The sequence below is a fragment of the Bradyrhizobium sp. TM102 genome, from assembly GCF_009176685.1.
Classification (GTDB): Bacteria; Pseudomonadota; Alphaproteobacteria; order Rhizobiales; family Xanthobacteraceae; genus Bradyrhizobium; species Bradyrhizobium ottawaense.
Window position 1 is genome coordinate 1,952,849 of sequence record NZ_AP021855.1, and the last position, 24,149, is coordinate 1,976,997.

Genomic DNA, 24,149 nt, shown 5'->3' on the forward strand with positions numbered 1-24,149 from the left:
ATTCCGGGCTCGGTGCTGCGCACCGCCCCGGAATGACATTCTTCATGGATTACTATTGCGCCGCCGCTTCCCGCTTGCGCGATGCTGATGCCGCGGCTTCGCGGTCCATCACGGCGCGGCAGCCGGGGCTGACCTGGGCCTTGTTCCGCACCATGCAGGCCCTGACCCTGGGAATGTCGGGGATCTCACTTGAGCACAGCCGCATCGCATCGCCCGTGCACATCTGCTGCGCTTCGGACGAGAAGGCGAGGCCGGGTGAGGTCTGGAGTGCGATGGCCGTGGTTGCTACGGCCAACAGCGAAGCGGTGGTCTTAAGCAGCGAAGCGATCGTCTGATAGCGTGTCATGCAGAATGCGTCCCCGAGTTCCGTGAGCTTGAGCCACTTGGTTTTTGGGGCGCCGCACACGGCTTGATCTGCCGCATGTCACAGCCTTCACGTCGGGAACTTTGGTCCCGCATGTGGTCGCTCGATTTCTTCATGTTCGAATCGAAAAGTGCTGCGCCGCCCGAGCGAAGTATGCGCCATTGTCACGCGGCTGCAATGGCAGGCGCAAAGGAATTTACAATTGTTGCGTGGACGTCACGCACAAAGCGTGCGCGCGTTCAGATCATCCGATCGAAGGAGGCGCTCGCTTGTTCCACATCGCTCGCGCCGAGCGCGGCGGCGTGTTCCTCGACGGCGGTGACGCCTTTGGCAGTCAGCTCGAACAAATCGCCGTCCTTCATCACGTAGCCGTCGGCGATGAGTTCGCCGATCTTGCCGTGGCGGTCGTCGGCGAAGGCAACGGACTGGCTGATGTCCCGCAGGATCGAGAGCTGTTCGTCGCGCAACATGGCTTCACTCTCCGTTCGCTGGGGATGGTCGCGGTCCTCACATGCCGTGGCTCTGAAACACCTTGCTGCAAGAGCGCGACAGCTTGGCCCGGTTGGCTTGCAGGCAACCCTGCACGGCGCCGTCATTGCCGAGGTCCTTGCGACAGAAGCGCGAGGCGTCGCGCGAGCAGGCCTGCTGTTCCTGGGGCGAGCCCATGTGGCCTTGCGCAAGAGCGGGAGCGTTCGACAGGCCACTCAGGGCTGCCAGCGTGATCGTCGCCAGGAGAAATTTGCGGGCCATCGGCGGCTCCAATCTGACAGGGATAATTCAGGTCCTGTCTGAACTCGTCGCCTTGCCACTTGTTCCTCCAAAGGCAGAGCTCGCCCCGCTATTCAAGGTTCCCGCGGCGCTGCTATAACACCGGCGAAACGTGAGGTGTTTGATGAAACGCTATCTGGTGTTTGCGCTGGTTGGCCCGTTCGTCGGCGGGTTCCTGCTGCTGCTGACGACGACCTATCAGTCCGGCTATTGGGCCCAGACCAGTCTCGGCGAGGTCGGCAAGCTGTTCGCGGTGTTCTTCAAGACCCTGCAGTACAGCTATCTGTTCGGCTTCCTGCCTTCGCTGATGATTGGCGCAGTCGATGACATCCTGACCCATGTCAGGCGGATCGGCCCGGGCTTGCGGATGCTCCTGGTCGGCCTGTTCGCCTTCGTGCTGGCCTCGCTCACCTACAGCTCGCGCGGGCCGGATTCGGGCGCGGTGCAGTTCATCCTGTATGGCCTCGTCGGGTTCGTGCCGGCGGTGATTTCGTCCTGGCTCGTGCATAAATACATCAAGGAGCCGCATCCGGTGGCGGCGCCGACGTGAGCGCGCGACGTTCGGACGCGGCGCAGCAACCTCAGCCGCGTCCGCGCGTTCCCTGAAGGCCATGACCATGTCCGACGACGACATCCTAGCTCCACGCAGATCCCGTCCGGGGAGCTCGCGCGCGACCTCTTCCGGCACCGAGGCACGCGGGCCGATCATCGACCAGGACGGCCGCGAAATCCGCCCCGAGACGCTGCAGCAGGGGTTTCGCGAATTCGGTTCCGAGCTTGGCAAGGACAATCCATTCGCCGGGAGTCCGTTCGGCAATCTGACGCGCGAGCAGCGGATCGCGCGGATCGAGGCGATCGCAAAGCTGCTCGACGTCGCCTTCATCCTGCCCGGCACCAACATCCGCTACGGCATCGACGGGCTGATAGGCCTGATCCCCGTCGTTGGCGACATCATCACCACGGCGATCTCGCTGTGGCTGGTGCGGGAGGCCCGCGCGTTGGGCGCGCCCTGGTACATCACCACCCGCATGCTCGGCAATGTCGCGCTCGACGGCGTGGTCGGCATGGTCCCGTTCGCGGGCGACGCTTTCGACGTGATGTTCCGCGCCAACATGCGCAACGTGCGTCTGCTCCGCCGCTGGCTCGACAAGCAGCCGCGGATTTAGCGCGGCGGCTGGGAGCGCTTGCCGCGAGTCCATCTGGTCGATGATGCGCCGCTGCGGGGAGAACCCCCAAACGCAAAAAACGCGACAGCCTTTCGGCCATCGCGCTTCTGCGCACATCGGAGGCTTGCGAAAACTTAGGCCGCGTCGGCGGCGTCGGTCTCGGCCGGCGCCGGCTTGGGACGGCGGGGCAACGGGAAGGCTTCGCTCTCATAGAGCGAGCGGATGCCGTTCTGGTCGAAACGCGCTTCCTCGACCTGGAGATAGGCGCCGTTCAGTGAATCCGTCGGCAATTGCTCCATCGCGAACTGCACGGCTTCGGCCGCGGTGCCGAACCGGCGATAGGTGAAGCCTGCGCGCTTCTTCTTGCGGATCGCGGCGGGGAAGAGTTCGGCGGAGGTGTTGAAGTTGAACGGACGCAGTGGACGCATGGTCAAAGACCTCGTGATCTTCTCTGGGGCTTTAAGCGCGTGGGGTTTGGGAGGGCAGGGGCCGCCATCGAGCGAGCCCGCCGCACATGCCATTTCGCCCTCTAATATAGGCCGATTTGACAAAAATGCGACCCCCGCGATGGGAGATGATGAATCCGCGCATGGCAGCTCCGCGGATGAAATTAATCAAATTATTACAATGGCTTATATGGATTACAATTTGCCAAGAAGCAGCAGGACGACCAGCACCGCCAGCACGACGCCGCCGATGCCCATGCCGGAATGGCCCATCCCATAGCCGTAACCGCCGATGCGGCCGGACAGGCCGCCGAGCAGATAGATGATCACCAGGATGATCAGGACGGTCCCGAGTGACATGGCATCCTCCCTGGCGGCCGCCAAATGCGATGATCGGCCGCACCGCCAGACAAGAAAAGCACATCGCGCGGCCGGGTTCCACGAAGGAACCGGGCCGCGCGCAACCTTATTTCGGCTCCAGCTTCAGCGCGGCCGAGTTGATGCAGTAGCGCAGGCCGGTCGGCCCGGGGCCGTCGGGGAAGACGTGGCCGAGATGGCCGCTGCATTTGGAGCAGAGCACCTCGGTGCGGACCATGCCGTGGCTCACGTCCCGCTCCTCGTCGATATGGCTCTCGACGGCGGGCTGGGTGAAGCTCGGCCAGCCGCAGCCGGAATCGAACTTGGCGTCGGACTCGAACAGCACATTGCCGCAGCCGGCGCACGTGTAGGTGCCGGCGCGGTGGTCGTGCTCATACTCGCCGGAGAAGGGACGCTCGGTCGCCTTCTCGCGCAGCACCGCGTACTGCATCGGCGACAATTCGCGCCGCCACTGCTCTTCGCTCTTGATGACCTTGTTATCAGTGGTTTTCATTTTGGTGTCGGGCATGGGTCTCCCGTTTGTTTCGGCGATCTCGCGATCAGTTGGTGGCCTTGCTGGCGCTCACCAGCGTCGGCTTTTCAATGTAGTTATCCGCGAACAGCTTTTTCAGGTTCTCGACCTTGGGCAGGTCGTTATAGGCGATGTAAGGCTGGTTCGGGTGCAGCGTCAGATAGTCCTGGTGGTAGGCCTCCGCCGGGTAGAACGCCTCCAGCGCGCCGACCTTGGTCACGATCGGCTTGCTGAACACCTTGGCGCCGTTGAGCTGGGCGATATAGGCCTCCGCCACCTTCTTCTGCTCGTCGGAGGTGGTGAAGACGGCCGAGCGATATTGCGTGCCGACGTCGGGGCCTTGGCGGTTGAGCTGGGTCGGGTCGTGCGCCACCGAGAAGTAGATCTGGAGGATCTTGCCGTAGGAGATCTTCTTCGGGTCGTACTTGATCTCGACCGCCTCGGCATGGCCGGTCCGGCCGCTCGAGACCGTCTGGTAGTCGGCGGTCGCCTTGGTGCCACCGGCATAGCCGGAGACCGCGTTGACGACGCCCGCGGTGTGCTGGAAGACGCCCTGCACGCCCCAGAAGCAGCCGCCGGCGATCACGGCGGTCTGGATCCCGCTCGCGGGTGCCGCATCCATGGCTGGGGCGGGGATCACGACCGCATCCTCCGCAGCCCGGGACGGCGCGGTAAAGGCAAAGGTTAGCGAAAGGGCGGTGGTTGCGGCGAGCAGGGAGGCGAGGGCAGGTCGGCGCATGGCGGATCCTCTTTCGGAAGGTCTGACAGTCTAGGGCGGTCGGGGCCGGACGAACAGTTGCCCGGCCGCGTTTTCGCACCATCCGAGGTACGGACGCGGCCGCCGATTGTTACGGCGGGACGGACACGAGTCTGTGAAACGAGCCGCGCGGGATAGCCGGGCGCCGGCGGCTTGGCGAGACCGGGAACTCCGCGCTAGATGAACCGGTGCGATCGATGATCGACTCAAGAAGAATCTGGCTGGAGCAGGCCTGACCCATGCTGCGCGTCGTTTCCCTGACCCTCGTCATCCTGACCGCCGGCCTGTTCAGCGCAGTGGCCGACCCGCAGGCCGACGATCTCACCCTCTGCCGCGACCGCCAGGCGGAGGCCCAGGCCCGCGCGAGCGCCTGCGACAATCTGCTGAAGGCTGACAAGCTCGGCGGCAAGGACAAGGCCATCGCGCTCTCCGTGCGCGGCAACACGCTGATCAGCAAGCGCGATTACGACCACGCGATCGAGACCCTGTCCATCGCGGTCGATCTCGATCCGGATTACGTCATTGCCCTCAACCTGCGCGGCCTCGCCTATGAGCGCAAGGGCCAGGACGATCTCGCCATGGCGGACTACAACCTCGCCCTCCAGAAGCGCCCCACCTATGGTGTGCCCTACAACAATCGGGGCGTCATCTATGCGCGCCGCGGCGCATTGCAAAGCGCGATCGACGATTTCAGCCTGTCGATCAAATACACGCCCAAATTCCTGCTCGGCTGGACCAATCGCGCCCGCGCGCGGACGCTGATGAAGGATTTCGACGGCGCGATCGCGGATTTCGCGGAGGCCGAGAAGATCGACCCGGCCGCGCCGCAGATCGCCAGCAACCGCTGCATCACGTACGGCATGATGGGCAGGTACGCGCAGGCCCTTGCCGACTGCAACGGCCTGATCGAGCGGCAGCCGAAAAACGTGTTCGCGATCAACAACCGCGCCGACGTCAGCATGATGAAGGGCGACCTCGACGCCGCGCTGAAGGACTACAACACGGCGATCCAGATCAATCCGAACAACATCCGCGCGCATTCCGGTCGCGGCCAGATCTATGAGCGGAAGAAGGATCTCGCGCAGGCGCGCGCCGATTTCCGCGCGGCCGCCTATTCGTTGACGAAGTTCGACGAGCCCGACGTCGCCCGCGCCCGTGCCGTCGCGCAGGAGCGGCTCGCCGCGCTGACGCCGCAGGCGCCGGCCGGGGCAACCGGGCGCCGCGTGGCGCTGGTGATCGGCAACGGCGCCTACAAGAACGTTCATGCCTTGCCCAATCCGCCGCGCGATTCCAAACTGATCGCGAGCGTGCTGCGCGACGTCGGCTTCCAGACCGTGATTGCCGTCAGTGACCTCACCCGCGACAAGTTCTTCGACGCGCTGAAGGCCTTCGCTGAGGAAGCGGAGAAGGCCGACTGGGCCGTGGTCTACTACGCCGGCCACGGCTTCGAGATCGGCGGGGTGAACTATCTCGTTCCCGTCGACGCCAAGCTCGCCGCCGACAAGGACGCCGAGACCCAGGCGGTCGCCCTCGAGCAGGTGATCGCCGCGGTCGGTGCCGCGCGAAAAATGCGTCTCGTGGTCCTGGATGCCTGCCGCGACAATCCGTTCGCGCCGAGCATGCAGCGCACGCTGTCGCTGAAGCTGGTCGACAAGGGCTTTTCCAACATCGAGCCCGGCGCCGGCTTCATGGTGGTCTACGCCGCCAAGCACGGCGAGACCGCGATGGACGGCGACGGCAGTGCCAACAGCCCGTTCGCCACCGCGCTGGCCCGCGAGATCAAGCAGCCGCGCATCGAGATCCGAAAACTGTTCGACATCATCCGCGACGACGTCTGGGCCGCCACCAGGCACGAGCAGCAGCCGTTCACCTACGGCTCGCCGCCGGGACGGGAAGATTTTTATTTTGTCGCGGGGAAGTAACTGAGCGTGAGGCGCGGCAACGCCACCTCATAACCGCTGTCGTCCCCGCGAACGCGGGGACCCATAACCCCAGGGAGGAGCGTGAGGCAAAACTCCCACTCCGAGTCTTCGTCAATCATCTTCCTGTGGGTATGGGTCCCGGATCGGCGCTCCGCTTCGCTACGCTTGTCCGGGACGACAGCGGAGGTCGAGGCTCGGGCCTCGGCGCCTAAACCACGATACTCAACCTTTTCGCCGCTCGCGTGATGCCTGTGTACAGCCACCGCGCCCTTGAGTCCTGGAACGCAAAGCTCTCGTCGAACAGCACGACGTCGTCCCATTGCGAGCCCTGCGACTTGTGCACGGTGAGCACGTAGCCGTAGTCGAACTCGTCATAGGGCTTGCGCTGCTCCCAGGCGATCTGCTCGACGCCGCCCTCGAAGCAATCGGCGCGCACCGAGACCTTGGTCACCTTGTGGCCGAAATCCTCGTCGGGCGACAGCCGCATCGAAAGGATGCGCGATTTCGAGCGCGAGGTGTTGCGCGACTTCACGCGCCATAGCCCGCCGTTGAACAGGCCCTTCTTGCGGTTGTTGCGCAGGCACACCAGCTTGTCGCCGGCGACCGGGAAGACGTCCTCGATGTTCTGGCGCTGGCGCACCCGCATGTTGTAGGCGCGCCTTGTGTTGTTGCGGCCGACCAGCACCTGGTCGGCGCCCATGACCCTGTCAGGATCGAGCTCCTTGCGCGACACCACCTCGCTCTCGCCGTAGCGGCCGATGTCGAGCTCGCGTCCCTCGCGCACGTCCATCGACATCCGCACGATCGGATCGTCCTGCGCCTGGCGGTGCACCTCGGTCAGCATCGCGTCGGGTTCGGTGTTGGTGAAGAAGCCGCCGCCCTGGATCGGCGGCAGCTGCGCGGGATCACCCAGCACCAGCAGCGGGCAGTCGAACGACATCAGGTCGCGGCCCAATTCGGCGTCGACCATCGAGCATTCGTCGATCACGATCAGCTTCGCCTTCGAGGCCGGCGCGTCGTCCCACAATTCGAAGCTCGGCTGCTCCTCGCCGGATTCGCGGGCGCGGTAGATCAGGGAGTGGATGGTGGAGGCGTCGTCGCATCCCTTGTTGCGCATGACGAGGGCGGCCTTGCCGGTGAAGGCGGCGAACTTCACCTCGCCGTCGACGCCGTCGGCGATGTGCCGCGCCAGCGTGGTCTTGCCGGTGCCGGCAAAGCCGAACAGGCGGAAGATCGGCGGCGTGCCATTGCGGCCCGGCTTGGCCTTCAGCCAGTCGCCGACGGCCTTGAGAGCGGCATCCTGATGCGGTGTGAAACTGGCCATATCTGTCTTGAGGAAGGGCGAAAAGGCGGCGATTCGCTACGCCCCAAGTTAATCATTCGACCCCCGCTTTCAAGCCGGATGCAGCAGCGAAGATCGAGGCGTCAGCGGGCGGTCGTCAGCTTCCGCTGGCCCGCCTCGCGGCCGCAATCCGCCTCGTCACGTCGCTGGTGAAGGCGAAGTAAACGCCTTGCCCGGTTCGCGCAATTTCGTGCGGCAAACGACCCGCAGGTTAATCGTTGCTTGCGCGCGTTCGCGACGCCGGTTGATCTAGCGCAATGCAACATGGACAGCGCGAACCTATGGTCCGCAGCGGTGACAACGGCGTCGACCGAGATGTGCCCGATGGGGCGCATTCTCCTGGAAAATTCCTCAACACGGGTCTGCCCGTGAGGATTCGGATATGCCGAGGCCAATGTCGCGACGCTCACTATTCTCTGCCGTTCTGCCTTTCGCATCCGGCCGCGACGTGCTTGCGCCGCGCGTGGACGAGTCGTGCCCCGAACAGGTGGCGACCGTCTCCAGCGCGAGCGCCTGCGTCGAAAGACACGGCGTGGTCTGCCGTCGCTGCGTCGAAGCCTGTGAGCATTCCGCCATCCGCATTCTCGCGCGCGAGAAGCTCGGCGCCGTCATCGATGCCGCGGCCTGCACCGGCTGCGGCGACTGCATCCCGGTCTGCCCGGTCGAAGCCATCGCGCTCGCGCCGCGGGACCGGATCGCGCTGGTATCCGAACTTGCAAACCTGGTCGTGCACAATGGCTGAAGCCACCAACATCTGCGGCGTCGCCGTCTATCTCGCACCGGATGCCGCGGGCGGTCTGACGGACCGGATCCTGGCGCTGCCCGGCGTCGAGCTCGAGGCCGCATCCGGCGAGAACCGGCTTGCGCTGACCGTCGTCGATACGCCGGCCTCGCTGGCGATCGACCAGATCGCCGCGATGCATCGCCTGCCCGGCGTCGTCAGTGCCTCGCTGATCTTTCACGCCTTCGATGCGCCCGACGACGAGAGCGCGATCGAGACCGAGCCGGCCGCCTGCTGCGGCGGCCTCTGCCAGAATTCCGGCGCGCACGCGCGCCCTTCCGCAATTTGAGATTCGTTGAGCCGGAGAGACCGACGATGGTTACGAAGTTGACGAACGGAAATGAAGCCACGGCGACCCGCCGCGATGCGTTGAAGGCAGCCGCAGCGGTGGCTGCCGCCTCGACCATCGGTGTGACGCTGCCGGATGCGGCGATCGCGCAGCCGGGGAAGACCGACGGCATCCGCTGGGACAAGGGCGTGTGCCGCTTCTGCGGCACCGGCTGCGGCGTGATCGTCGGCACCAAGAACGGCAAGGTCGTGGCGACGCAAGGAGATCCCGATGCGCCGGTCAATCGCGGCCTCAACTGCATCAAAGGCTACTTCCTGTCCAAGATCATGTACGGCGAGGACCGGCTGACCCAGCCGATGCTGCGCATGAAGAACGGCAAGTTCGACAAGAACGGCGAGTTCGCGCCGATCTCGTGGGACGACGCCTTCAAGCTCATGGCCGAGAAATGGAAGACCGCGTTGAAGGCCGGTGGCCCCTCGACCGTCGGCATGTTCGGCTCGGGCCAGTGGACCATCTGGGAAGGCTACGCCGCCGCCAAGCTCTACAAGGCCGGCTTCCGCTCCAACAACCTCGATCCGAATGCGCGCCACTGCATGGCCTCGGCCGTCACCGGCTTCATGCGCACCTTCGGCATCGACGAGCCGATGGGCTGTTACGACGACATCGAGCATGCCGATGCGTTCGTGCTGTGGGGCTCGAACATGGCGGAGATGCATCCGATCCTGTGGTCGCGCCTGACCGACCGCCGTCTGACCCATGAGGGCTGCGAAGTCCACGTGCTCTCCACCTTCGAGCACCGCTCGTTCGAGCTCGCCGACAATCCGCTGGTGTTCACCCCGCAGAGCGACATGGCGATCCTCAACTACATCCAGAACTACATCGTCAACTCCGGTGCGACGAACAAGGACTTCGTCGAGAAGCACGTCGAGTTCGCATCGACCGTGACCGACATCGGCTACGGATTGCGGCCGACGCACGCGCTCGAGATCAAGGCGCTCAACGCCTCGCACAAGGCCGGCAAGGACGGCGCGCTCGATCCGGCCGGCTTCAAGGACAAGATCGGATTCGACGAGTACAAGAGGCTGCTCGAGCCCTATACGCTCGACTATGCTCACAAGATGTCGGGCGTGCCGAAGGAGAATCTCGAGCGGCTCGCAAAGCTCTATGCCGATCCCAAGAAGAAGGTCGTCTCCTACTGGACGATGGGCTTCAACCAGCATGCACGCGGCACGTGGGTCAACAACATGATCTACAACGTGCACCTCTTGATGGGTAAGATCTCGGAGCCGGGCAACGGCCCGTTCTCGCTGACCGGCCAGCCCTCGGCCTGCGGCACCGCGCGCGAGGTCGGCACCTTTGCCCATCGCCTGCCGGCCGATCTGGTCGTCACCAACCCGAAGCACCGCGAGACGGCCGAGAAGGTGTGGCAGCTGCCCGAGGGCACCATCCCGGGCAACATCGGCTACCATGCCGTGCTGCAGAACCGGATGCTGAAGGACGGCAAGCTCAACGCCTATTGGGTCCAGTGCAACAACAACATGCAGACGGCCCCGAACATGAACGAGGAGGGCTATCCCGGTTATCGCAATCCGGCTGCCTTCGTCGTGGTCTCCGATCCCTATCCGACCGTGACCACGCTGGCCGCGGACCTCATCCTGCCGACGGCGATGTGGATGGAGAAGGAGGGCGCCTATGGCAATGCCGAGCGGCGCACCCAGTTCTGGCGCCAGCAGGTGAAGGCGCCGGGCGAGGCGCGCTCGGATCTCTGGCAGGTGATGGAGTTCTCCAAGTACTTCAAGATCGAGGACGTGTGGCCGGAGGAGCTGATCGCCAAGAAGCCGGAGGTGCGCGGCAAGACGCTGTTCGACGTGCTCTACGCCAACAGCGAGGTGAACAAGTTCCCGATCACCGAGTGCCAGAAGGGTTTTGACAATTCGGAGAGTGCCGCATTCGGCTTCTACGTGCAGAAGGGCCTGTTCGAGGAATACGCCAAGTTCGGCCGCGGTCACGGCCACGATCTGGCGGATTTCGAGCAGTATCACCAGGCGCGCGGCCTGCGCTGGCCGGTCGTCAGCAACAAGGAGACGCTCTGGCGCTTCCGCGAGGGCTACGATCCCTACGTCAAGCCGGGCGAGGGCGTGTCGTTCTACGGCAAGCCGGACAAGAAGGCGCGCATCATCTTCTGTCCGTTCGAGCCGGCGGCCGAAACGCCCGACAAGGAGTTCGATCTGTGGCTGTGCACCGGCCGCGTGCTGGAGCATTGGCATTCCGGCTCGATGACGCGCCGCGTCCCCGAGTTGCACCGTGCCGTGCCGGCCGCGACGCTGTTCATGCATCCGGACGACGCGGCCGAGCGCAAGCTGTTGCGCGGACAGCCGGTGAAGATCCAGACGCGGCGCGGCGAGGTGGTCACGCGGGTCGAGACCAAGGGCCGCAACAAGCCGCCGCGGGGCCTCGTCTACTTCCCGTTCTTCGACGAAAGCCAGCTCGCCAACCAGCTCACGCTCGATGCGACCTGTCCGATCTCGAAGGAGACCGACTTCAAGAAGTGCGCCTGCCGCGTGACGTCGGCCTAAACCCTCGATGGACGAGCCATGTCGGATTCCAGCTCAGGCATCCCGCGCGATCCGCGCCGCCGCAAGGCGCTGCAGGATATGACGCGTTTCGGCGGCGGCGCAGCCGTCGCCGCAACGATGCTGACGGCATTCGGCGTGTCCTCGCGGGCCAAGCCAGCGCCGACGCTGCGGCCGCCGGGTGCGCTGCCTGAGAAGGATTTTCTGGCGGCCTGCGTCCGTTGCGGCCTGTGCGTTCGCGACTGTCCTTACGACACCCTGAAGCTGGCGGACTGGGCCGACGGGCCCGCGATGGGAACGCCGTTCTACGTCGCCCGCAACGTGCCTTGCGAGATGTGCGACACCATTCCCTGCGTCAAGGCCTGCCCGACCGGCGCGCTCGAGCATGCGCTGACCGACATCGCGAAGGCCAAGATGGGCGTCGCGGTGATCACCAGCCGCGAGACCTGCCTCAATCTGCAGGGCTTGCGCTGCGACGTCTGCTATCGGGTCTGTCCGGCCATCGACAAGGCGATCACGCTCGAGGTCTCGCACAACGCGCGCACGACCAAGCACGCGATCTTCGAGCCGGTCGTTCACGCCGAGTCCTGCACCGGCTGCGGCAAGTGCGAGAAGTCCTGCGTGCTGACCGATGCCGCGATCAAGGTGCTGCCGATCGAGCTCGCCGCGCTGAAGCAGGACGAGCACTACAAGCGCGGCTGGGAAGAGAAGTCCAGGGCCGGCGGAGCCCTGGTCGACGCGCCGCTCAAGCTGCCGGTGCGCAGACCCGAGGGAGGCACGCCATGACGGCGAATGCCAGGCCTTATGTCGAAGCGCGCGCGGTCAAGGGACTTTGGGCCGCCTCGCGGTTTCTGGTGCTGCGGCGGGCGAGCCAGCTGTTCTTCCTCGCGCTGTTCCTGTCGGGGCCGCTTCTGGGCGTCTGGATCGCCAAGGGCACGCTGGCCTCGTCGATGACGCTCGGCACGCTGCCGCTGACCGATCCCTTCGTCTTGCTGCAATCGCTCGCGGCGCGCCACTGGCCGGAGGCCCTCTCGGTGATCGGCGCCGCGATCGTGCTCGCCGCCTATCTGCTGTTCGGCGGCCGGACCTATTGCTCCTGGGTCTGCCCGGTCAATCCGGCGACCGATCTTGCTGCCTGGCTGCGGCGGCGGCTCGGCATCACCTTCACGGCCAAGATCCGCCCGGAGCTCAGGCTCTATTTCGTCGGCGCGGTGCTCGCGGCCTCCGCACTATCAGGGTCGATCGCCTGGGAGCTGATCAACCCGGTGACGGCGCTGCATCGCGCGCTGGTGTTCGGTCTCTGGTTCGGCGCCGGCGGCACCGCGGCGATCTTCGTGTTCGATCTCCTCGTCGCCAGGCACGGCTGGTGCGGTCATCTCTGTCCGGTCGGGGCGTTCTACGGCCAGATCGGCAAGGTCGCGCTGATGCGCGTCACCGCCGACAACCGTGCCGCCTGCAACGACTGCATGGATTGCTTCGCCGTCTGTCCGGAGCCGCATGTCATCGGCCCCGCGCTCAGGGGCGAGCGCAGCGGCGCCACGCCGGTCATTATCGCGGGCGATTGCACGCTCTGCGGAGCCTGCATCGACGTCTGCTCCAAGCAGGTCTTTCATCTCGGTCTGCGCGGCCGCAATGCGGCGCGTCCGGACCCCTCCATGACCGCGCCATCGCCAGCGGCGCGCGTCGTCTCTTCCCAGCCGGCCGTCCTTGAAAGGGACCTCCCATGACGTTTGTTCGACTGATTCCGTTGATCGCGGCGGCGGCCGTCGCCGTCGCAGTTGCAATTCCGTTCGCGGCGTCGGGCCCGCTTGCGCAGGAGGCCAAGCAGCCCAAGGCGCTGCGCGAGGCCCCGCTGACCGAGATGTCGGCGCCGCCCGACGTGACCAAGCAGTCGGTGCCGGCGAGCGGCTTCGAGCGCGCCTATCGCCAGCAGCCGCCGCTGATCCCCCACAAGATCGACGGCTACCAGATCACGACGGAGAACAACGCGTGCATGGGCTGCCACGACTGGCCCGGCAATACGCGCGTCAACGCGCCGAAGATCTCGGAGACGCATTACGTCGACCGCCAGGGCGTGCGGCTCGATAAGGTCGCCGGCACGCGTTACTTCTGCCAGCAATGCCACGTGCCGCAGGCCGACGCGAAGCCGCTGGTCGGCAACATCTTCCAGAACGCGACGCAGGCGAAGTGAGGCTGACATGCAGGACACCAGCACTTCTGCCGCCGTCGCAGCAGCGCAGCCGGGTCGCCTGAAACGGCTGTGGCGATGGTTCTTCTCGCCGACCGCGCGCTACGCCTGGGGACTGATCGCCATCGTCGCATTCGCCGGCGGCGTCCTGTTCTGGGGCGGCTTCAACTGGGCGATGGAGATGACGAACAACGAGCAGTTCTGCATCTCCTGTCACGAGATGAAGGAAAACGTCTATCTCGAATACCGCAACACGGTTCACTATTCGAACCGCACCGGCGTGCGCGCCAGCTGTCCGGATTGCCACGTGCCGAAGGAATGGAGCCACAAGGTCGTCCGCAAGATCCAGGCCTCGAACGAGGTGCTGCACAAGATCCTCGGCACCATCGGCACGCCCGAGAAGTTCAACGCCCACCGCATCGACCTTGCCAAGAGCGTGTGGCGCGGCATGAAGACGACGGATTCGCGTGAGTGCCGCAACTGCCACAAGTTCGACCACATGGAGTATGCGGTGCAGGAGCCGCGCGCCTCCAAGCTGCACCAGACCGCGTTCGCGCAGGGCAAGACCTGCATCGATTGCCACCAGGGCATCGCGCACAAGCTGCCGCCCAAGGCGCAGGAGGGATATCGCGATATGCTCGAGCATATCGACGAGGTCGGCCCCGTGCAGCGCATGATCGACTTCCTGCAGGATGCCGACGTCGCCAAGGCGAAGGCGGCGAGGTGATGGACATGCTTCAGCAATCCCGCGATACGGCGGATAGCGCGCCCCGGCCTTCCGCCGCCGTCAGCGTTGCCCTGGTCTATGATTCGGGCCCGGCCGTGAACCGGTGGTTCGCCGGTCTCGTCACCGAGCTTCGCGGCTCGGGCAAGAGCCTGGCCGGCCTGATCCAGGACGACGTGCCCCAGCCGGGTCGCACTCGCTGCGACATGGTTCTGCACGAGCTCGCCACCGGCCGGGCGATGTCGATCTCCGAGGATCTCGGCGCGGGAGCGACCTCCTGCCGTCTGTCCACGCCGCGCCTGCTCGAAGCGGCGCAACTGGTCGAGGCTCAGCTCGCCGACGCCGAGATCGTGTTTCTCAACAAGTTCGGCAAGGCCGAGGCGGATGGCGGAGGGCTGCGCGACCTGATTGCCCATTGCATCGAGTCCGGCAAGAGCCTCGTGATCGGCGTTCCCAGCGGCAATCAGCAAGCCTGGACCGATTTCTGCGGCGAGTATTTCAGGACGGTCGCGGCAACGGCGGAGCCGAGCCAGGAGGCGATCGCGGCTCTTGCGGCTCTGCTCGGTCAGCCCAAGACTGGTCGCGCGAAGGCCGGCAGCGAGCAGCTGCACGTGGCCTGAGGCCGCATCCCGGCTCGTCCCACCGGACCGGCGGGCGCCATTGCTCCCGCTGGTTCAAGCGGGGGCAGAAGCGCTATTGCCAGCCGGGAACGCCGCGCATGTCGGGCAGCTTGTGCGCGATGCCCTTGTGGCAATCGATGCAGGTCTTCTCGCCGCTGAACAGGTAGCGCTGATGCGCAACCGAGGCCCGCGGCGACTGCTTCGTGATGTCCATGGAATCCGCGCTGTGGCAGTTGCGGCATTCCAGTGAATCGTTGGCCTTGAAGCGCGCCCATTCATGCGCGGCCAGCTCGAGCCGGTGATCCATGAATTTCTCGCGGGTGTCGATCGTGCCGAAGATCTTGCCCCAGACTTCCTTGGACGCCTGCATCTTGCGCGCGATCTTGTCGGTCCAGTTGTGCGGCACGTGGCAGTCGGGACAGGTGGCGCGGACTCCGGAGCGGTTGGAGAAGTGGATGGTGGACTTCAGCTCCGCATAGACGTTGTCCTTCATTTCGTGACAGCCGGTGCAGAACTTTTCGGTGTTGGTCAGTTCCAGCGCGGTGTTGAAGCCGCCCCAGAAGATGACGCCCGCCACGAAGCCCGCGAGCACGAGCGTGCCGAGCGCGAACACAGAGCTCGGGCGCCTCAGCACGCCCCAGAGCTCGAGCACAAAGCTCCAGGTTCGCGCGATGAAGCCGCGCCTGGGCTTGGACTCCTCCGTGGTCGCGCTCATCGGCGGCCACCGGGGCTTGCGCGCGAGAGCAGCGTGTCGATGTCGACGAAGTCGTTGCTCACGGGCGGATTGGCGGTGTTCTGCGGCACGTGACACTCCGTGCAGAAGAAGCGCCGCGGCGAGATCGAGGCCAGGAACTGGCCGTCGCGGTCCATGAAGTGGGTGATCGAGACCATCGGCGCCTGCGACTCCGCCGTGCGCGCGCGGGCATGGCAGGACAGGCACTTGTTGCCGTTGAGGTCGATCTGGTAGCCGTCGATCGTATGCGGGATCACCGGCGGCTGCTCCGGGTAGTTGCGCGTCTCCTTCTCGGAGGTGTTGCGGTTCGGCAGCATCGTCGGCGCCGGCCCTTCGTCGTTAAGCGGGGTCGGGCCGCGCAGGCCTGAATTGAGCGTCTGCGCGGTCAGCGCGCTCGCCCCCGCGGCAATCGCGAGCGCCAGCACGGCAATGCCAAGTCGCTTCATCATGGCTCACACCCGCTCGATGCGCACGGCGCATTTCTTGTAGTCGGTTTGCAGCGAGATCGGATCGGTGGCGTCCAGCGTCACCTTGTTGATCAGCTTGGATTCGTCGAACCACGGCACGAAGACCAGCCCACGCGGCGGCCGGTCGCGGCCGCGTGTCTCGACACGGGCGCGGATGAAGCCGCGCCGCGAGACCACCTTCACTTCGTCGCCGCGACGGAACTTGGCCTCCTGCGCATCGTCCGGGTGCATGAAGCACACGGCCTCGGGGAAGGCCTTGTAGAGCTCGGGCACGCGGCGCGTCATGGTGCCGGAATGCCAGTGCTCCAGCACGCGGCCGGTCGAGAGCCAGAACGGATATTCGCCGTCGGGCGATTCCGCCGGCGGCTCGTAGGGCAGGGCGAAGATGCGCGCCTTGCCGTCCGGATAGCCGTAGAACTGCACGTCGGTGCCCTGCTTGACGTAGGGGTCGCTGCCCTCGCGGAAACGCCATTTGGTTTCCTGGCCGTTGACGACAGGCCAGCGCAGGCCGCGCTCGCGGTGATAGGTCTCGAACGGCGCGAGGTCGTGGCCGTGGCCGCGGCCGAACGAGGCGTATTCTTCGAAGAGTCCCTTCTGCACGTAGAAGCCGAATGCTTTGGATTCCTCGTTGGCGTAGCCCTCCTCGATCTCGGAGGTCGGGAATTTGTCGACCTGGCCGTTCTTGTAGAGCACGTCGAACAGGGTCTTGCCGCGAACCTCGGGTTTCTTGGCGATCAGCTCCTCGGGCCAGACCTCCTCGATCTTGAAGCGCTTGGAAAACTCCATGAGCTGCCAGAGATCGGACTTCGCCTCGCCGGGCGCGTTGACGAGCTGGTGCCAGAACTGCGTGCGCCGCTCGGCGTTGCCGTAAGCGCCCTCCTTCTCCACCCACATCGCGGTCGGCAGGATCAGGTCGGCGGCCAGGGCCGTCACCGACGGATAGGCGTCCGAGACCACGATGAAATTGTCGGGATTACGGAAGCCCGGATAGGTCTCCTCGTTGGTGTTGGGGCCGGCCTGGAGATTGTTGTTGACCTGCACCCAATAGGCGTTGATGAGGCCGTCCTTCAGCATCCGGCTCTGCAACACGGCATGTGCGCCGGGCTTGTCGGGAATGGTGCCCTCGGGCAGCAGCCAGAGATGCTCGGCGTGGTCGCGGTGCTGCTTGTTGGTCACCACCATGTCGGCGGGGAGGCGGTGCGAGAAGGTGCCGACCTCGCGCGCGGTGCCGCAGGCGGAGGGCTGCCCGGTCAGCGAGAACGGGCTGTTGCCGGGCGAGGAGATCTTTCCGGTCAACAGATGGATGTTGTAGACGAGGTTGTTGCACCAGACGCCGCGGGTGTGCTGGTTGAAGCCCATGGTCCAGAACGAGACCACCTTGGTCTTCGGGTCGGCATAGAGCTCGGCCAGCGCCTCGAGGCGGTTCAGCGGCACGCCGGACATCTCCGCCGCTTTCTCCAGCGTGTAGTCCGAGACGAACTTGACGAATTCGTCGTAGCTCATGTCGGTGGAGTCATTGGCCTTCGCCGCACCCGTCGCCTTCTTCTGCAGCGGATGCTCGGGCCGCAGGCCGTAGCCGATGTCGGTCTGGCCGCGCCTGAAGATGGTGTGTGCGGCGACGAAGTCCTTGTGGACCCGGCCGGTCTTGATGATGTGATGGGCGATGGCGTTGAGAATGTAGAGGTCGGTTTGCGGCTTGAACACCATGCCGATGTCGGCGAGGTCGAACGAGCGGTGCTCGAAGGTCGAGAGCACGGCGACGCGGACATGCGGCGCCGAGAGCCGGCGGTCGGCGAGGCGCGTCCACAGGATGGGGTGCATCTCCGCCATGTTGGAGCCCCACAGCACGAAGGCGTCGGTCGCCTCGATGTCGTCGTAGCAGCCGGCCGGCTCGTCGATGCCGAAGGTGCGCATCATGCCGGCGACGGCCGAAGCCATGCAGTGCCGCGCGTTGGGATCGATGTTGTTGGTGCGGAAGCCGGCCTTGAACAGTTTCGAGGCGGCATAGCCTTCCCAGATCGTCCACTGGCCCGAGCCGAACATGGCGACGCCGTTCGGTCCGCGCTTCTTCATCGCCTCCTTCCACTTCACCTCCATGATGTCGAAGGCTTCGGTCCAGGACACGGGCGTGAACTCGCCGTTCTTGTCGTATTTGCCGTTCGCCTTGCGCAGCATCGGCTGCGTCAGGCGGTCGTGGCCGTACATGATCTTGGAGAGGAAATAGCCTTTGACGCAGTTGAGGCCGCGATTGACCTCGGCCTTGATGTCGCCGTGGGTCGCGACCACGCGGTTGTCCTTGGTGGCGACCATCACGGAGCAGCCGGTGCCGCAGAAGCGGCAGGCGGCCTTGTCCCATTTCAATTCGCTCGCCTCCCGCTCGGCGGCGAGATTGGCGGCGAGCGCCGGGACCGGCATGCCGGCAGCGGCGGCCGCGATCGCGGCAGCCTCCAGCTTCAGCATCTGGCGGCGGTCGAGCTTTGGCGATGTCATGATGGCTCTCCCGGTCTTTAGGCGGTTTCGATGGCGTGGAAGACGAGCGCCGCGGAATAAACGTGTCGCAGGGATTGGATGGTGTTGAGCATGGTGCCGAGGCTGCCGGCGTCCAGCGCCTCGGCCACGACCACGAGCTTGCCACGCACGTCGCGGCCGTAAATCTCGCAGCCCGCGAGGGCGGTGATGTCGGCTTCGACGTCGGCGAGATGCTCGGGGCGCGCCTGCACCACGATACTGGCAATCTCGCCCCCGGGCGGGGGCACGATGCGGTCGGCGCCGAGCACCTGTCCCGTGATCAGCGCGCGACGGTTGAGTTTGGCTTGGGCCATATGCCTGCCTTTCTGGATATCAATGCGGGGTCGGAGGCGGGCCGGGCGGGCCCGCGAACATCTGGTAGATCCACACGGCCAGCCCGTAGCTGCCGACGGTCCCGACCGCGAGGACGGGCATCACGACCGCCGTCAGGAACAGGAACGCGAAGATCTCCATGCGCCGTTGGCGCAAACGCCCAGTCGTGTCGTCGCCGGGGGCCGGCATATCCGGTCTCTCTCTTGCAGTGCCTAAGATCTTGACGGCTTACGGCCGTCGCTCCGTGAACTTGTCAAACTATATCGCCGGAGACCGCCGATTCTGACATGGATCAATGCGCCTTGCATCAACTAAGTCGTCGCATTTCGCATGGCTGATTCGAGCCCGTGATGGCGAGCAGCCATGGACAGCGCGACCCCGCTCATTAAGATGCCATTAACAACAATAATCGCGGGAGAACGACGCCATGAAGTTCGGCATCTTCTACGAGCTGCAACTGCCGCGGCCCTGGGTGGCTGGCGACGAGCTCGCCCTGTACCAGAACGCGCTGACGCAGATGGAGCTTGCCGACAAGCTCGGCTACGACCATGCCTGGGTGGTCGAGCATCACTTCCTCGAGGAATATTCGCACTCGCCGTCACCGGAATCCTTCCTCGCTGCAGCAAGCCAGCGCACCAGGAACATCCGGCTCGGGCACGGCATCCTGCAGCTCACCACCAATCATCCGGCGCGCGTTGCCGAGCGTGTCGCGGTGCTCGATCTGCTCTCTAACGGCCGCTGCGAGTTCGGCATGGGCGAGAGCGCCTCGATCACCGAACTCACGCCGTTCGGCCGCGACATGGAGACCAAGAAGGAAGTGTTCGAGGAAGCCGTTGCCGCGATCTTCCCGATGTTCAAGGACGCGGGCAGCGAGCATCACGGCAAGTATTTCGATATCCCCCTGCGCAACGTCGTGCCAAAGCCGGTGCAGAAGCCGCATCCGCCGTTGTGGATGGCGTGCTCGCAACTGCCGACCATCGAGCGTGCCGGCCGTCACGGCTTTGGCGCGCTCGGCTTCCAGTTCGTCAGCGCCGACGCCGCGCATGCCTGGGTGCACGCCTATTACAACGCGATGACCAAGCGGCTGCATAAACTGGCGGACTACCAGATCAACCCGAACATGGCGCTGGTCTCGTTCTTCATGTGCGCCAAGACCGACGAGGAGGCGCGCGCCCGCGCCGACGGCGCCACCTTCTTCCAGTTCGCGCTGCGCTTCTACGGTGCCTCGCAGAACCGCCAGCGGCCTGCGCCCTACACCGTCAACATGTGGGACGAGTACAACAAGTGGAAGCGCGACAATCCTGAAGCGCAGGAGGCGGCGCTGCGCGGCGGCCTGATCGGCTCGCCGGAGACGATCCGCAGGAAGCTGAAGCGCTTCCAGTCCTCGCATATCGACCAGGTCATCCTGCTCAACCAGGCCGGCAAGAACAGCCACGAGCACATCTGCGAATCGCTGGAGCTGTTCGGCCGCGAGGTGATGCCGGAGTTCCAGAACGACCCGGCGCAGGCAGCCTGGAAGCAGGGCGTGATGAGTGGCGAGATCAAGCTGGAGGAGATCGACACCGAGGCCTTTACGGACCGCTACGGCAAGCTGGCGATCAGTGTCGCCCCGGCGAAGGCGGCGGCGGGGTAGGGGGCTCCGTTGCCAAAGCACCGGATCTACACGACCAGCTTCGCCAGCGTTTACCCGCTCTATGTTGCGAAGGCGGAGAAGAAAGGGCGCTCGAAGGCCGAGGTCGATCAGATCATCTCTTGGTTGACGGGTTATGGTCCGAAGGAGCTGCAAGTCCAACTGGAAGGACAGACGGATTTTGAGACCTTCTTTGCAGAGGCCCCTGCAATCAACCCCTCGCGCGCCCTCATCAAAGGCGCGGTGTGTGGCGTTCGAGTGGAGGACATCAAGGAGCCAACGATGCGGGAAATCCGTTACTTGGATAAGCTGATCGACGAACTGGCCCGGGGAAAGACAATGGACCAGATTCTGCGAAGAAAGTGATTTCGAGCGGCTACCGTCCATTCGGCTCAGCGACGTTCGCGCAATCTGCCACGCAGAGCGGCCTTCCGGCGCGCCGCCATTGCTGGTAGACCACGTCAAAAGCGACAGGGAGAAGACGATGCGCCCTTGCGGGACGTCCACAACTGCAGCGGCAGGCGATATCGCGCCCGCGGTGCTCGCCATCGGCCGCTCCGATTTCCCAAAAGTCCTGATCGACACGCTGCGCCGCCACGCCGATGTCGGCCATTGCATGGTGTTCGCGCTGAGCCGTGCCGGTGCCGCGACCTGCCTGCTCGATGCCGGCAACATCCCGATCGGCGGCGATCTCGGCGCGGCCTATGCCGGGCACTTCCATGAATCCGATCCCAACCGCGATGCGCTGTTCGAAGGCGAGGGCCCTGCGCCGATCATGCTGCCGTCGTTCGCGCCGCGCATGTATGGTGCGCGCTACCGCAAGATATTCTTCCACGAGTCCGGCATCGTCGACAAATGCGCGACCGCGATCTGGACCGGCGACACCTGCTTCTACGTCAATTTCTACCGCATCACGGCCCAGGGCCGCTTCAGCGCCGCGCAGCGCGAACGGCTCCAGGCGATCGCGCCAGCGATCGGCGCCAGCGTCGCACGTCATTTCCAGCAGGCCGCGACCGCGACGCCTGATCAGAGCCTCGCCACATTGTTCGCCACGCGCGCGCCGCTCTCCACGCTGACACCCCGTGAGCAGGAGGTCTGCCGTCGCATCCTGCTCGGTTTCAGCTCCGAGGCAATCTCGCAAGAACTCGGCATCAGCCTGCATTCGACCCTGACCTACCGCAAGCGCGCCTATCAGCGGCTCGGCATCTCCTCGCAGAACGAATTGTTTTCGATCGTGCTGGGTCTACTCGCGGGGCCGCACGGCCTGAACTGAGTATCAAGCGGTATCCCCCATTCTTGATGTCGCCGAACAAGAATTCCGCGTTAACCATCGCCAACGGTTCCCGTCTGCGCGGCATCGCTTCGAAGTTTCTTAAATTTTGCTGGGTACCTCTTCAGGCACAGTGACCCCTGGAGAAAGATATGGCTAAGCGGGCCAAGGCCAAACGTGGGAAGGCGGAGACGCTCGCAATCCCGATGGCCGCGAGGGTTGCAATTTGCGCCGTGGCCGTCGCCGCGTTGGGGTACGGTTTGCTGTCCGGCCAGGCGGGCGTGCAGCCGGTACGGAAGCCGCCCGCACAGGAAGCCCGGGCATCGTCGTCTCCTGTCTACGTGGCGCCTCCAGTTCATGCCGCAGCGGCGGTTCCGGCCCCGGCTGCAGCTCCGATTCCGGCACCGGTTCCGGCGCCTCTGGCCGAACCGCCCAAAGCCGACGCTGATGCTCCTGGAGCATTGGTGCGGCAGGTGGTCGACTATGCCAGCCGCCAGGCGCCGGGCACGGTCATCATCGATACCGGAAACACATTCCTCTATTTCGTCCTGAACGACAGGCAGGCGATGCGCTACGGCATCGGTGTCGGCCGCGAAGGTTTCACGTGGTCCGGTGAGCAGACCGTGGCCCGTAAAGCCGAATGGCCGGATTGGCATCCGCCCGTGGAGATGGTCTCGCGCCAGCCTTATCTGCCGCGCTTCATGGCAGGTGGTCCCGGCAATCCGCTCGGCGCCCGCGCAATGTATCTCGGGGAGACCGAATATCGCATTCACGGCACCAACAACCCCGCTACGATCGGCAAGCGCGTTTCGTCCGGCTGCATCCGGCTCACCAATGACGACGTCACGGACCTCTATGAACGGGTGAAGGTCGGCGCGAAAGTGATCGTGCTTCCGGCAGCCGCGGCTCGCCGACCGTCCCAGGGAGCGCCGGCCGACGCCGCATCGCGTTCGCCGGACCCGGCACCGCCGTCGAACCGGCCCTCGGCAGCCAACGCGCAGATGCTCCCATCTGGACCGAAGATCGCCGAGGCCCGGTAGCTCGGTCCGTCCCTATCGCTAGGGACAGACGCCGGCCGCGGAGTTCGCTAGTCTGGCCTGAAGGATACGACAATCCGGGGAGGCCGCTTTGAGCACCGCGCCGCGCATCGACATCGACCCTGTCGCGTTCTGGGCCGATCCCTATCCGATGCTCGCGACAATGCGGAAAGAAGCGCCGATCGCGTTCGTGCCGCAGCTCGGCTCGACCCTGCTGACCAGCCGCGACGACATCTCGATCTCCGAGAAGCAGATCGACGTGTTCTCCTCGCACCAGCCCGCCGGCCTGATGAACCGGCTGATGGGCCACAACATGATGCGCAAGGACGGCGAGGCGCACCAGGTCGAGCGCCGCGCGATGTTTCCGACGGTGTCGCCGAAGACGGTGAAGGCGCATTGGTCCGCGCTATTCCAGGCCCATGCCGACCGCATCTTCGACGCGATCGCGCCGGGGCGGATCGACTTCATGCGCGACTTCGCGCTGCCGTTCTCCGGCGAATGCCTGAAGTCGATCACCGGCCTCACCAATATCGGCTTTGGCGACATGGACGCGTGGTCGCAAGGCATGATCGAGGGCATCGCCAACTATGCCGGCGATCCCGCCGTCGAGGCGCGCTGCCATGCCGCGACGTCGGGCATCGACGCTGCGATCGACGACATCCTGCCGGTGATCACGAAGAACCCGGACCAGAGCATCCTCGGCGTGCTCGTGGCCTCCGGCATGCCGATGGACAGCGTGCGGGCAAATGTCAAACTCGCGATCTCAGGCGGCCAGAATGAGCCGCGCAAGGCCATCGCCGGCACGGTCTGGGCGCTCCTGACCCATCCCGAGCAGCTCGATCTGGTGCGCAAGGGCGAGGTGACCTGGCTCGAGGCGTTCGAGGAATATGCCCGCTGGATCTCGCCGATCGGCATGTCGCCACGGCGTATCGCCAAGCCGTGGAGCATCCGCGACGTTTCGTTCGAGCTCGACGAGCGTGTGTTCCTGATGTTCGGCTCCGCCAATCGCGACGAGAGGCATTTTGAGCGCGCGGATCAGTTCGACGTGCGGCGTGATACGACCAAGAGCGTCGCGTTCGGCGCCGGCCCGCATTTTTGCGCCGGCGCATGGGCCTCTCGCGCCATGATCGCCGACGTCGCGCTGCCGACCGTGTTCGCACGCGCCAGGCTTCTCGAGATCGCCGATGACGAGCCGGTGCGGATCGGCGGCTGGGCGTTTCGCGGACTGCAGAATCTGCCGGTGACATGGCATTAGCCGGGACCAGATCCGTGCGGCTCTCACATTCGCGTGCAGAAAAAATCCCTCTGCATCATCGCGGCCGCTTGAAAGATTAATCATGCG

Annotated in this window: 29 protein-coding genes; 16 read left to right on the top strand and 13 right to left on the bottom strand. The window is 65.0% G+C overall.

Annotated elements, in window-relative coordinates; genetic code table 11:
- Positions 1-52: 52 nt before the first annotated feature.
- The 3 genes from GDN70_RS09155 to GDN70_RS09165 all read right to left on the bottom strand — a co-directional run bounded on the left by GDN70_RS09155 (position 53) and on the right by GDN70_RS09165 (position 1,114).
- A complete protein-coding gene (locus tag GDN70_RS09155) occupies positions 53-346 on the bottom strand; it encodes a hypothetical protein (protein ID WP_162832256.1) in 294 nt (97 codons plus the stop codon).
- A 257-nt stretch (positions 347-603) separates the two neighbouring features.
- Complete coding sequence (locus GDN70_RS09160; RefSeq protein WP_026202008.1) at positions 604-834, bottom strand: hypothetical protein; 231 nt, start codon at positions 832-834, stop codon at positions 604-606.
- Positions 835-871: 37 nt separating this feature from the next.
- Positions 872-1,114 carry a hypothetical protein gene (locus GDN70_RS09165; protein ID WP_018318371.1) on the bottom strand — a complete coding sequence of 81 codons (243 nt, stop codon included), beginning with the start codon at positions 1,112-1,114 and terminating at the stop codon, positions 872-874.
- Positions 1,115-1,256: 142 nt separating this feature from the next.
- Here GDN70_RS09165 and GDN70_RS09170 point away from each other — a divergent pair, with 142 nt between their 5' ends.
- Positions 1,257-1,682, top strand: coding sequence for a DUF5413 family protein (locus tag GDN70_RS09170; RefSeq protein ID WP_028140238.1), 426 nt, complete (start codon positions 1,257-1,259; stop codon positions 1,680-1,682).
- A gap of 61 nt (positions 1,683-1,743) precedes the next feature.
- Entirely contained in the window at positions 1,744-2,298 is a 555-nt protein-coding gene (locus GDN70_RS09175; protein WP_152102416.1) for a DUF4112 domain-containing protein, read from the top strand.
- Between the two features lie 134 nt (positions 2,299-2,432).
- Here GDN70_RS09175 and GDN70_RS09180 read toward each other — a convergent pair whose 3' ends face one another.
- The 4 genes from GDN70_RS09180 to msrA all read right to left on the bottom strand — a co-directional run bounded on the left by GDN70_RS09180 (position 2,433) and on the right by msrA (position 4,372).
- Complete coding sequence (locus GDN70_RS09180) at positions 2,433-2,726, bottom strand: hypothetical protein (protein ID WP_018318374.1); 294 nt, start codon at positions 2,724-2,726, stop codon at positions 2,433-2,435.
- Positions 2,727-2,939: 213 nt separating this feature from the next.
- On the bottom strand, positions 2,940-3,104 hold the full coding sequence (locus GDN70_RS09185; RefSeq protein WP_080670079.1) for a DUF3309 family protein: 165 nt from the start codon (positions 3,102-3,104) through the stop codon (positions 2,940-2,942).
- 106 nt (positions 3,105-3,210) lie between these two features.
- Positions 3,211-3,630 (bottom strand): peptide-methionine (R)-S-oxide reductase MsrB, encoded by a 420-nt coding sequence (gene msrB, locus GDN70_RS09190; protein ID WP_028140236.1) that lies wholly within the window; start codon positions 3,628-3,630, stop codon positions 3,211-3,213.
- A 31-nt stretch (positions 3,631-3,661) separates the two neighbouring features.
- The gene (gene msrA / locus GDN70_RS09195) at positions 3,662-4,372 is read right to left on the bottom strand and encodes a peptide-methionine (S)-S-oxide reductase MsrA (RefSeq protein ID WP_152102417.1); all 711 of its coding nucleotides are present in this window, start codon (positions 4,370-4,372) and stop codon (positions 3,662-3,664) included.
- 257 nt (positions 4,373-4,629) lie between these two features.
- On the opposite strand from msrA, the gene GDN70_RS09200 reads away from it, so the two are divergent.
- The gene (locus GDN70_RS09200) at positions 4,630-6,312 is read left to right on the top strand and encodes a tetratricopeptide repeat protein (RefSeq protein ID WP_152102418.1); all 1,683 of its coding nucleotides are present in this window, start codon (positions 4,630-4,632) and stop codon (positions 6,310-6,312) included.
- A gap of 208 nt (positions 6,313-6,520) precedes the next feature.
- On the opposite strand, the gene GDN70_RS09205 is transcribed toward GDN70_RS09200, so the two are convergent.
- Entirely contained in the window at positions 6,521-7,636 is a 1,116-nt protein-coding gene (locus tag GDN70_RS09205; RefSeq protein ID WP_104462595.1) for an ATP-dependent RecD-like DNA helicase, read from the bottom strand.
- Between the two features lie 412 nt (positions 7,637-8,048).
- On the opposite strand from GDN70_RS09205, the gene GDN70_RS09210 reads away from it, so the two are divergent.
- From GDN70_RS09210 to GDN70_RS09245, 8 genes are read left to right on the top strand one after another with little or no spacing between them, the layout of a single operon-like run.
- Positions 8,049-8,396, top strand: a complete 348-nt coding sequence (locus tag GDN70_RS09210) for a 4Fe-4S dicluster domain-containing protein (RefSeq protein ID WP_173015773.1) — start codon at positions 8,049-8,051, stop codon at positions 8,394-8,396.
- Entirely contained in the window at positions 8,389-8,724 is a 336-nt protein-coding gene (locus GDN70_RS09215) for a chaperone NapD (RefSeq protein WP_173015774.1), read from the top strand. Before GDN70_RS09210 ends, GDN70_RS09215 begins: the two co-directional genes overlap by 8 nt.
- A 26-nt stretch (positions 8,725-8,750) precedes the next feature.
- Entirely contained in the window at positions 8,751-11,300 is a 2,550-nt protein-coding gene (napA, locus tag GDN70_RS09220) for a nitrate reductase catalytic subunit NapA (protein ID WP_038948467.1), read from the top strand.
- 18 nt (positions 11,301-11,318) lie between these two features.
- Entirely contained in the window at positions 11,319-12,083 is a 765-nt protein-coding gene (napG, locus tag GDN70_RS09225) for a ferredoxin-type protein NapG (protein ID WP_152102421.1), read from the top strand.
- Complete coding sequence (gene napH, locus GDN70_RS09230) at positions 12,080-13,024, top strand: quinol dehydrogenase ferredoxin subunit NapH (protein ID WP_049801836.1); 945 nt, start codon at positions 12,080-12,082, stop codon at positions 13,022-13,024. The genes napG and napH overlap by 4 nt, the downstream gene beginning before the upstream one ends.
- Positions 13,021-13,488, top strand: coding sequence for a nitrate reductase cytochrome c-type subunit (locus tag GDN70_RS09235; protein ID WP_038948471.1), 468 nt, complete (start codon positions 13,021-13,023; stop codon positions 13,486-13,488). Before napH ends, GDN70_RS09235 begins: the two co-directional genes overlap by 4 nt.
- Before the next feature lie 7 nt (positions 13,489-13,495).
- Positions 13,496-14,212 carry a NapC/NirT family cytochrome c gene (locus GDN70_RS09240; RefSeq protein ID WP_063615300.1) on the top strand — a complete coding sequence of 239 codons (717 nt, stop codon included), beginning with the start codon at positions 13,496-13,498 and terminating at the stop codon, positions 14,210-14,212.
- Between the two features lie 5 nt (positions 14,213-14,217).
- Complete coding sequence (locus GDN70_RS09245) at positions 14,218-14,829, top strand: DUF2478 domain-containing protein (RefSeq protein ID WP_173015775.1); 612 nt, start codon at positions 14,218-14,220, stop codon at positions 14,827-14,829.
- Between the two features lie 73 nt (positions 14,830-14,902).
- Here the strand turns inward: GDN70_RS09245 and GDN70_RS09250 are convergent, their stop codons facing one another.
- From GDN70_RS09250 to napE, 5 genes are read right to left on the bottom strand one after another with little or no spacing between them, the layout of a single operon-like run.
- Positions 14,903-15,544 carry a NapC/NirT family cytochrome c gene (locus tag GDN70_RS09250; protein WP_028140229.1) on the bottom strand — a complete coding sequence of 214 codons (642 nt, stop codon included), beginning with the start codon at positions 15,542-15,544 and terminating at the stop codon, positions 14,903-14,905.
- Positions 15,541-16,011, bottom strand: coding sequence for a nitrate reductase cytochrome c-type subunit (locus GDN70_RS09255; protein ID WP_028140228.1), 471 nt, complete (start codon positions 16,009-16,011; stop codon positions 15,541-15,543). Before GDN70_RS09255 ends, GDN70_RS09250 begins: the two co-directional genes overlap by 4 nt.
- A gap of 3 nt (positions 16,012-16,014) precedes the next feature.
- Positions 16,015-18,519 carry a nitrate reductase catalytic subunit NapA gene (gene napA, locus GDN70_RS09260; protein ID WP_095426631.1) on the bottom strand — a complete coding sequence of 835 codons (2,505 nt, stop codon included), beginning with the start codon at positions 18,517-18,519 and terminating at the stop codon, positions 16,015-16,017.
- Between the two features lie 17 nt (positions 18,520-18,536).
- Positions 18,537-18,851 carry a chaperone NapD gene (locus GDN70_RS09265; RefSeq protein WP_028140226.1) on the bottom strand — a complete coding sequence of 105 codons (315 nt, stop codon included), beginning with the start codon at positions 18,849-18,851 and terminating at the stop codon, positions 18,537-18,539.
- A 19-nt stretch (positions 18,852-18,870) separates the two neighbouring features.
- Entirely contained in the window at positions 18,871-19,059 is a 189-nt protein-coding gene (gene napE, locus GDN70_RS09270; protein ID WP_028140225.1) for a periplasmic nitrate reductase, NapE protein, read from the bottom strand.
- A 238-nt stretch (positions 19,060-19,297) separates the two neighbouring features.
- On the opposite strand from napE, the gene GDN70_RS09275 reads away from it, so the two are divergent.
- From GDN70_RS09275 to GDN70_RS09295, 5 genes are all read left to right on the top strand, one after another.
- Positions 19,298-20,503, top strand: a complete 1,206-nt coding sequence (locus GDN70_RS09275; protein ID WP_028140224.1) for an LLM class flavin-dependent oxidoreductase — start codon at positions 19,298-19,300, stop codon at positions 20,501-20,503.
- Positions 20,504-20,512: 9 nt separating this feature from the next.
- The gene (locus tag GDN70_RS09280) at positions 20,513-20,866 is read left to right on the top strand and encodes a DUF2200 domain-containing protein (protein ID WP_028140223.1); all 354 of its coding nucleotides are present in this window, start codon (positions 20,513-20,515) and stop codon (positions 20,864-20,866) included.
- 118 nt (positions 20,867-20,984) lie between these two features.
- The gene (locus tag GDN70_RS09285; RefSeq protein ID WP_028140222.1) at positions 20,985-21,773 is read left to right on the top strand and encodes a LuxR C-terminal-related transcriptional regulator; all 789 of its coding nucleotides are present in this window, start codon (positions 20,985-20,987) and stop codon (positions 21,771-21,773) included.
- Positions 21,774-21,922: 149 nt separating this feature from the next.
- Positions 21,923-22,810: a L,D-transpeptidase gene (locus GDN70_RS09290; protein ID WP_028140221.1), complete on the top strand. Its 888-nt coding sequence runs from the start codon at positions 21,923-21,925 to the stop codon at positions 22,808-22,810.
- 88 nt (positions 22,811-22,898) lie between these two features.
- Positions 22,899-24,062, top strand: a complete 1,164-nt coding sequence (locus GDN70_RS09295) for a cytochrome P450 (protein ID WP_028140220.1) — start codon at positions 22,899-22,901, stop codon at positions 24,060-24,062.
- The last annotated feature ends 87 nt before the right edge of the window (positions 24,063-24,149 follow it).

Excerpts from the sequence above, each read along its gene's own strand:
- msrA (WP_152102417.1), bottom strand. The coding sequence starts at position 4,372 with ATGCGCCGACCTGCCCTCGCCTCCCTGCTCGCCGCAACCACCGCCCTT.
- GDN70_RS09160 (WP_026202008.1), bottom strand. The coding sequence starts at position 834 with ATGTTGCGCGACGAACAGCTCTCGATCCTGCGGGACATCAGCCAGTCC.
- GDN70_RS09215 (WP_173015774.1), top strand. The coding sequence starts at position 8,389 with ATGGCTGAAGCCACCAACATCTGCGGCGTCGCCGTCTATCTCGCACCG.
- GDN70_RS09290 (WP_028140221.1), top strand. The coding sequence starts at position 21,923 with ATGGCTAAGCGGGCCAAGGCCAAACGTGGGAAGGCGGAGACGCTCGCA.
- napG (WP_152102421.1), top strand. The coding sequence starts at position 11,319 with ATGTCGGATTCCAGCTCAGGCATCCCGCGCGATCCGCGCCGCCGCAAG.
- napA (WP_038948467.1), top strand. The coding sequence starts at position 8,751 with ATGGTTACGAAGTTGACGAACGGAAATGAAGCCACGGCGACCCGCCGC.
- napH (WP_049801836.1), top strand. The coding sequence starts at position 12,080 with ATGACGGCGAATGCCAGGCCTTATGTCGAAGCGCGCGCGGTCAAGGGA.
- GDN70_RS09175 (WP_152102416.1), top strand. The coding sequence starts at position 1,744 with ATGACCATGTCCGACGACGACATCCTAGCTCCACGCAGATCCCGTCCG.
- GDN70_RS09285 (WP_028140222.1), top strand. The coding sequence starts at position 20,985 with ATGCGCCCTTGCGGGACGTCCACAACTGCAGCGGCAGGCGATATCGCG.
- GDN70_RS09205 (WP_104462595.1), bottom strand. The coding sequence starts at position 7,636 with ATGGCCAGTTTCACACCGCATCAGGATGCCGCTCTCAAGGCCGTCGGC.
- msrB (WP_028140236.1), bottom strand. The coding sequence starts at position 3,630 with ATGCCCGACACCAAAATGAAAACCACTGATAACAAGGTCATCAAGAGC.
- napA (WP_095426631.1), bottom strand. The coding sequence starts at position 18,519 with ATGACATCGCCAAAGCTCGACCGCCGCCAGATGCTGAAGCTGGAGGCT.
- GDN70_RS09255 (WP_028140228.1), bottom strand. The coding sequence starts at position 16,011 with ATGATGAAGCGACTTGGCATTGCCGTGCTGGCGCTCGCGATTGCCGCG.
- GDN70_RS09250 (WP_028140229.1), bottom strand. The coding sequence starts at position 15,544 with ATGAGCGCGACCACGGAGGAGTCCAAGCCCAGGCGCGGCTTCATCGCG.
- GDN70_RS09165 (WP_018318371.1), bottom strand. The coding sequence starts at position 1,114 with ATGGCCCGCAAATTTCTCCTGGCGACGATCACGCTGGCAGCCCTGAGT.
- GDN70_RS09245 (WP_173015775.1), top strand. The coding sequence starts at position 14,218 with ATGCTTCAGCAATCCCGCGATACGGCGGATAGCGCGCCCCGGCCTTCC.
- GDN70_RS09180 (WP_018318374.1), bottom strand. The coding sequence starts at position 2,726 with ATGCGTCCACTGCGTCCGTTCAACTTCAACACCTCCGCCGAACTCTTC.
- GDN70_RS09240 (WP_063615300.1), top strand. The coding sequence starts at position 13,496 with ATGCAGGACACCAGCACTTCTGCCGCCGTCGCAGCAGCGCAGCCGGGT.
- GDN70_RS09170 (WP_028140238.1), top strand. The coding sequence starts at position 1,257 with ATGAAACGCTATCTGGTGTTTGCGCTGGTTGGCCCGTTCGTCGGCGGG.
- GDN70_RS09235 (WP_038948471.1), top strand. The coding sequence starts at position 13,021 with ATGACGTTTGTTCGACTGATTCCGTTGATCGCGGCGGCGGCCGTCGCC.
- GDN70_RS09265 (WP_028140226.1), bottom strand. The coding sequence starts at position 18,851 with ATGGCCCAAGCCAAACTCAACCGTCGCGCGCTGATCACGGGACAGGTG.
- GDN70_RS09185 (WP_080670079.1), bottom strand. The coding sequence starts at position 3,104 with ATGTCACTCGGGACCGTCCTGATCATCCTGGTGATCATCTATCTGCTC.
- GDN70_RS09200 (WP_152102418.1), top strand. The coding sequence starts at position 4,630 with ATGCTGCGCGTCGTTTCCCTGACCCTCGTCATCCTGACCGCCGGCCTG.
- GDN70_RS09275 (WP_028140224.1), top strand. The coding sequence starts at position 19,298 with ATGAAGTTCGGCATCTTCTACGAGCTGCAACTGCCGCGGCCCTGGGTG.
- GDN70_RS09155 (WP_162832256.1), bottom strand. The coding sequence starts at position 346 with ATGACACGCTATCAGACGATCGCTTCGCTGCTTAAGACCACCGCTTCG.
- napE (WP_028140225.1), bottom strand. The coding sequence starts at position 19,059 with ATGCCGGCCCCCGGCGACGACACGACTGGGCGTTTGCGCCAACGGCGC.
- GDN70_RS09210 (WP_173015773.1), top strand. The coding sequence starts at position 8,049 with ATGTCGCGACGCTCACTATTCTCTGCCGTTCTGCCTTTCGCATCCGGC.